6 protein-coding genes are annotated in these 6,520 nt (G+C 73.3%); 1 reads left to right on the top strand and 5 read right to left on the bottom strand.

Annotated features, from left to right (window positions below; translation table 11 throughout):
* The 4 genes from A949_RS0125755 to A949_RS0125740 form a co-directional block, all read right to left on the bottom strand.
* Nucleotides 1–496: VOC family protein (locus tag A949_RS0125755; protein WP_019358929.1), on the bottom strand; the 496-nt coding region annotated here is incomplete at its 3' end.
* Nucleotides 497–637: 141 nt separating this feature from the next.
* Entirely contained in the window at nucleotides 638–1,342 is a 705-nt protein-coding gene (locus tag A949_RS0125750; RefSeq protein ID WP_019358928.1) for a hypothetical protein, read from the bottom strand.
* A gap of 240 nt (nucleotides 1,343–1,582) precedes the next feature.
* Nucleotides 1,583–2,455: an SDR family NAD(P)-dependent oxidoreductase gene (locus tag A949_RS0125745; protein ID WP_019358927.1), complete on the bottom strand. Its 873-nt coding sequence runs from the start codon at nucleotides 2,453–2,455 to the stop codon at nucleotides 1,583–1,585.
* Nucleotides 2,452–3,807 carry a hypothetical protein gene (locus A949_RS0125740; protein WP_019358926.1) on the bottom strand — a complete coding sequence of 452 codons (1,356 nt, stop codon included), beginning with the start codon at nucleotides 3,805–3,807 and terminating at the stop codon, nucleotides 2,452–2,454. Before A949_RS0125740 ends, A949_RS0125745 begins: the two co-directional genes overlap by 4 nt.
* Before the next feature lie 150 nt (nucleotides 3,808–3,957).
* On the opposite strand from A949_RS0125740, the gene A949_RS0125735 reads away from it, so the two are divergent.
* The gene (locus tag A949_RS0125735) at nucleotides 3,958–4,536 is read left to right on the top strand and encodes a GNAT family N-acetyltransferase (protein ID WP_019358925.1); all 579 of its coding nucleotides are present in this window, start codon (nucleotides 3,958–3,960) and stop codon (nucleotides 4,534–4,536) included.
* Between the two features lie 102 nt (nucleotides 4,537–4,638).
* Here the strand turns inward: A949_RS0125735 and nhaA are convergent, their stop codons facing one another.
* Nucleotides 4,639–6,051, bottom strand: a complete 1,413-nt coding sequence (nhaA, locus tag A949_RS0125730) for a Na+/H+ antiporter NhaA (RefSeq protein WP_019358924.1) — start codon at nucleotides 6,049–6,051, stop codon at nucleotides 4,639–4,641.
* Nucleotides 6,052–6,520: the final 469 nt, after the last annotated feature.

Here is a 6,520-nt window from a genome sequence, read left to right as displayed (position 1 = left end):
CGGTGATCCCGACGGCTGCGAGATTGCGTGCCTCCTCGCTGTCCGGGTCGAAAGGCTTCGCCGCGGTGAGGACGATCCGGGCGTTCTCCGGCGTCGTCACCGTCACGTCCCGGGTGTTCCACGGGGTGTCCCGCGGGCCGTCGACCGAGTCCGGGCGCACCGCACGGCAGGTCTCGACGAGCTGGTCGAGCTGGCCGAGCACGCAGGCGAAGCTCACGCTCATCGCCGGCGCCTGCTCCGGAACGCCCGCCGCCGGGACGAGGAGCACGTCCTGGAAGGCCCAGCGGCGCAGATGCACCACCGCGCCAGGGATGCTGAACAGTTCGAAGAACCCGAGCCCGCGTGTCCAGAAGTCCACCGAGGCGGTGAGGTCGTCCGTCGGGATCGTCACGAAGGCGGGCATGCCGTAGATGCCGCGGAACGGTTCCGGCGGAACCGCATCCGGGCCGGGCGGGGGGACAGGGCTCATCTCGAACGCGTTGTCGTAGTCGCTCATGGGCCCCACCCTTCAGCCTCACGCGGCGTGAGGGTCAAGCCGCGTATCTGCGGGGCCGTCTCCGGCGGGCCCGCGTACGGCTGTGGCGGGGGAGCCGCCCCCCGGCGGCTCCCCCGCCACAGCGGTCAGGGGGCATGAGGGTCAGGAGTGGGAGCTGATGACGCCACCGGGGGTGAGCACGATGTACACGCCGTTGGCGCTGGTCCCGGTGGCGCTCTCGTCCGCCTCCAGGGTGCCGTTGACCGCACCGTCGTCGCCCAGGATCTCCGCGCGGTACCGGTTCTGGCCGAGCTTGGTGACCTCGGCCTTCCAGCCGCCCTCCAGGTCGAACGTGCCCGGGCCCTGCTGCTCGCCGCCCGTCCACGAGTGGACCTTGCCGCCCATGGTGAGCACGAGGTACATGCCGTTGAAGTTGGCGCCGTCGTCCGCGTCATGGGTGCGCAGCGTGCCGTACCGCTCACCGCCGTTGACGATCTCGGCGCGGTAGTTCTGGTCGCCGCTCCGGTAGATCTCGGCGGTGCTGCCGTCCACCAGGGTCTGGGTGCGCACGGGCGAGGCCGCCTTGCTCTCGGTGCTGTCGGCGACGGGTGTGCCGTTGTGCTCGCCCTTCGGGGTCTTGCCCGATGCGGACGAGGAGCCGCCGGACGAGGAGCTGTCGGACGAGGAGCCGCCGGATGCGGCCTTGTCCTCGCCGGTGGAGTGCGAGGCGGCGGAGTCCTTCTTCTGCGAGCTGCCCGCGGCGTCCTGGTCGGTGCCCTGGCACGCGGTCAGCGAGAGCGCCGCGGCGGCGGCGAAGGCGACCAGGCCGGTGGTGCGGAGCGTGCGGCGGGTGCGGCGAGCGGTCATGATGGCAATCCCCCAAGGGCTGTCAGGATGCGGTGTCGGCGCCCGTCTGCGCGGGCTGCGGCCGCATCGGCTGTGAGCTTGTACCCCATGAGATGGCGCGCGGGCCGGAGTTGTTCACGGAGTTCTGTCCGCGTCCGGTAACAGCCCGCCTCCGCCGCGGCGACCCGGCAGTGGGGGCCAGCCGAGGATCCGGCCCGCCCGCCACGCCGTACCGGACGCGGCGCGCTGACCGGCGGCGGGTCAGCCGAGGATCCGGCCGCCCGCCACGTCCAGCGTGATGCCCGTGAGATAGCTCGCCGCGTCGGAGGCGAGGAAGAGCGCCGCCGAGGCCACGTCCGCCGGTTCGGCCATCCGGCGGAGCGGGTGGCGCAGTGCGGTCCGGTGCTGCGCCTCCTTGGACATGGCGGCGGCGACCTTCTCGGTGCGGACCGTGGAGGGGGCCAGGCAGTTGACGCGGATGCCCTGGGGGCCCAGCTCGGTGGCGAGTTGCCGGGCGAGCGTGGTCAGTCCCGCGTTGGCGACGCCGTGGGCCAGGTCGGGCCCGCCGGGGCGGGGGCCTCCGGAGGACGCCGAGGACGCCGGGGACGCCGGGGACGCTGCGGTCAGGGTGAGGACACTGCCGCTGAAGCGTTCGACCATGGCCGGGAGGAAGGCGCGGACCGTCAGGAAGGTGGCGGTCAGTCCCGTGTCGAGGACCTGCCGCCAGCGCTCCTCGGACAGCTCCAGGGCGGGTACGGGTGAGCCCCGGCCGCCCGCGAATGCGGCGAGGATGTCGACCGGGCCCAGTTCCTCCGCCACCCGCTCGGCGACCCGGCGCAGTGCCCCGGTGTCCGTCACGTCGGCGAGAGCGCCGATCGCGGTGCCGCCCTCCTTGCCGATGCCGTCGACGACCTCGAACAGGGCCGGGCGGTCCCGTCCCACCAGGCAGACGGCGACGCCCTGGGCGGCCAGCGCCCGTCCGGTCTCGGCGCCGATGCCCCGGGAACCGCCGGTGACCACCGCGACCTTGCCCGCCAGGTCCGGATAGACGGGGTGGGCGGGGACGGGGCCGCCGAGCGGGGTGGAAGGTGCGGGACCGCCGTCCGGTGCGGCGCCGCCAGGGCTGTGCGTCATCGGGAGGACTCTCCGGTCGGTTCGCTCGTGTGCAGGCCCAACTCGCCGCGGCGGCGGTGGCCGTAGACCGCGGCGCCGATCGCGCAGCTCACCAGGACGCCGGTGGTGAGGCCCCAGCCGACGACGAAGGCCCCCAGCTGCGTCGGCTCCGAGCGGCTGGGCCGCACCTCGCCCCGCGGGTCGGCGACGACCGACAGGGTTTCGCCCACCTCGCTCTCGCTGCACGGGAGGCGCAGGCCGTCGGTGCGGATCCCGTCCTCCGCGAGCGGACGCATGTCGCAGGTGGGACCGCCCTTGGCAGGGTGGTGCACCTCCGTCAGCTCCACCCGTGTCCACTCGCCGCGCTGCCCCAGCACCGAGGCGGTGTTGCCGCTCCCTGCGACGACCAGCAGCGCCAGCCCCGCGAGGATGATGAGCAGCAGACAGCCGGGCCGCGGCCCGTAGTAGGTCAACTCCAGCAGCAGCAGGACCAGATAGACCGCGGTGAGCAGCAGCAGCGTCCAGAACAGCGGCTCGCCGCCGACATGGGTGGGCAGCAGCATGGTGGCCGCGGCCAGCGCGCATCCCACCAGCGTCACGGTCGTCGCCAGGCCCGTGGCGGCGGGCAGCGAGAGCTGCTGGATCCGGGCGTCCAGCCGGGGGCTGAGCCGGTGCGGGGCGGCCGGGCGAGCGCCGAGCCGGGTGTAGAGCCCGGCGCCGGGTGCCAGCCGCGCGTCCCGCGCGCTGCCGCCGGAGCCGGATGTACCCGACGGGCCGTCGGCGCGCGGCCGGTACCGGCGGGCCCGGGCCATGCCCCCGCAGCCGGCGACGGTCAGGATCACGGCCCACGCCAGCAGCGCTCCGTAGACCGTGGGGTCGGGTTCCTCGTACGGGTCGGAGGAGAACGCCTGCATCAGCCCCGAGAGGAGGAAGACGAAGGCGAGGAGGAGCGCGAGCACCGACAGCGCCGTCCATCCGGCCCGCCGCCCGCGCAGCCCCGGCCCGGCCTTACCGCCGACCGGGCCGCCGTACAGTTCGATCATCCGGTGCCGGTCGCGGCTGCGGCCGCGCAGCCGCAGCAGCACCACCAGCGCCCCGGGCACGAGGACCGTGCCGGTGCCCAGTGACAGGTTCGCGGCCAGCCCCTCGGGACGGCCGACGTGCGTGTAGTCGTAGATGCCGGAGGCCAGCAGGCCGCTGCCCGCGCAGAGCGCCACGACGAGTGCGGCGCGCGCCCACAGCTCGCCGGGCGCGAGCTGGGCGCGGACCAGTGCCGCGCCCCAGGCGGCGTCGTCCGCGGCGTGCTCCTCGTGCGCGTCCGTGGCCGTGCTGCCGTCCGCCGTCCGCAGGCCGTCCCGGCCCGTCCTCGCCATTGTGCTGCCCCCGTTCGCCTCGGGCCCGCCCAAGCCTGCTCCGAGCCCGCGCCCCGCACTCTAGGGGGCGCCACGGACAGTGTCGGGGGTCGGGTCGGCTGCGGAAAATCCCTGTGGATAAACCCGCCTCGGAGGAGTAGAGAGTCTGCTGTGTCTTCCTCACCTTCCTCACCTTCCTCGGCTTCCTCGCCTCCGACGTCGTCCGCCCCCTGCATCCGGCCGGCCGCCCTCGCCGATCTGGCAGCGGTCGCGGACATCTACGCGCACTACGTCACCGAAACCGTCGTCACCTTCGACCAGACCCCGCCGTCCGCCGACGACTGGCGGCGGCGGTTCGAGGAACTGTCCGGTCGTGGGCTGCCCTTCCTGGTGGCGGAGCTCGGCACCGAGATCGCCGGATACGCCTACGCGGGCCCCTGGCGCCCCAAACCGGCCTACCGGTACACGGTCGAGGACTCCGTCTACCTCGCTCCCGACCGGACCGGCCGGGGACTGGGCTCGGCCCTGCTGGCGCGACTGCTCCGGGAGTGCGGACCGGCCGGTGTCCAGCAGATGGTGGCCGTCATCGCCGACACCGGCAGCGACGCCTCCGCGGCGCTGCACCGCCGCCACGGCTTCACCCCGGCGGGGCGGCTCACGGCCGTCGGCCGCAAACACGGCCGCTGGGTCGACACGGTCCTGATGCAGTACTCCTTCGAGGGCACGCAGGAGGACGTGCACGACCGGTAGCAGCCCCGGGACGTGCGGGACGGGGAGCACCGCGCAGGGTGTGCGGAACGTGCGGAGCAGCAGGCTGCGCCCGGCGCCGACCGCTCGGCGCCGGGCGGCCCGTCACTTCTCGCCGTGCTCCTGCTCGCGGGCCTGCGCGCGCTCCTGTTCGCGGGCGCGGCGGGCCGCCTCGGCGGGGCGGCGGACCGGGTCCAGCTCCTGGTCGATGTCCGGGATGGAGTCCTGGTCCTCGTCGCGGGTCTCCGCCTCCCACAGCGCCCGGTACTTCGCGTCCCGCAGTTTCAGCAGGAAGCAGGCCACCAGTGCGGAGAGCAGCGAGCCGAGGAGGACGGCGGCCTTGGTGTGCTCGGTGACGGCGGCGCCCTGGAAGGCCAGCTCGGAGACCAGCAGCGAGACCGTGAAGCCGATCCCCGCGAGCATGGCGACCCCGGCCACGTCCGCCCAGGCCAGATCGGAGCTGAGGCGGGCTCGGGTGAACCGGGCCGCCAGATAGGTGCCCCCGAAGACGCCGAGGAACTTGCCGGCGAACAGGCCGACCATCACGCCGAGCGCCTCCGGTTGCCGGAAGGTTTCGCTCAGTGCCGAGGCCGAGACGCTCACGCCTGCCGCGAAGAGGGCGAAGACGGGGACGGCGAAGCCGGCCGACAGCGGGCGGACCAGGTGCTCGATGCGCTCGGCGGGGGAGACGCTGTTCGGGTCGTCCGGGTTGTCGGGCTTGACCCGGAGCAGCAGGCCCATGGCGACGCCCGCGATGGTGGCGTGCACGCCGCTGTTGTACATCAGCGCCCAGATCACCACGCCCAGCGGTACGTAGATGTACCAGCCGCGCAGCCGCAGATTGACGTGCAGGACGCGGAAGATCACCAGCCCGGCGACGGCACCGGCGAAGGCCACCCAGTTGAGGGTGGAGGTGTAGAAGACGGCGATGACGAGGATGGCGCCCAGGTCGTCGACGATGGCGAGGGTCAGCAGGAAGGCGCGGATGCCGGAGGGCAGATTGGTGCCGATCACCGCGAGGACGCCGAGCGCGAAGGCGATGTCGGTGGCCATCGGCACGGCCCAGCCGTTCAGGTTGCCGCCGTCCGCCAGGTTCACCGCGACGTAGCAGAGGGCGGGTACCACCATGCCGCTGGCGGCCGCGACGACGGGGAGCGCGGCGGCCGCGGGGCGGCGCAGTTCGCCGACGGTCAGTTCGCGTTTCAGCTCGATGCCGGCGACGAAGAAGAAGATCGTCAGGATGCCGTCCGAGGCCCAGTGCTCCACGGACAGGTCCAGCCCCAGCGCGGGGATGCCGAAGTGGAAGGCCCGCACGCTTTCGTACAGATGCGCGAGCGGGGTGTTCGCCCAGACGAGTGCCACCACGGCGGCGACCAGCAATACCGTCCCACCGACGGTCTCCGTGCGCAGCGCGTCGGACAGCAGCTTGCGCTCGCGGGCCGAGGGGCGTGCGAAGAGCGACGTGTCGCCGCTGCCGCTCTGCTGGTCGCGGCTCTCGTCTGCGGTGGGCGGTGTCATGGGCGGCTCCTGGATCGGCGCGTGCAGAGATACGGGGAGGGTCCCCGTACCGCCGACCAGACTTCCCGGCACACCTGTGACAAACCTGGCGCGATCTTGACGCCTTTCCGACACCGTACTCGAACACCTGGGAACCGCACCCTCCGGTCTCCTGGCCGATGCCCGGTCGATGCCCGCCCGTAGCCTCGCCGGGTCCGGGATCCGCTCTTCCGGAGGCTCGGATTCCGCCCTTTCGGGCCCCGGACTCCGCCTCGGCGGGCCCGAGCGTCCCGCCTCGCCGGGCCCGGAATCACGCCCCGCGGCAGCGGTCGGATCCGCCTTGAGGGGGTCGGGGGGTGTTGATACTGTGCCCGGGATCTGTAGGGCGTGGCCGCGTGTCGGTACGCGGGGGTATGTCCGCTGTGGGGTATCACACGGCGGCGCGGGGGCAGGTTTCTCGACGTGGAACGACGTGAGACGCACACAGAAC

Source organism: Streptomyces sp. AA1529 (genome assembly GCF_000280905.1).
Classification (GTDB): domain Bacteria; phylum Actinomycetota; class Actinomycetes; order Streptomycetales; family Streptomycetaceae; genus Streptomyces.
Note: the sequence above shows the minus strand (reverse complement) of the source record. Positions and strands in the feature narration are given on the sequence as shown.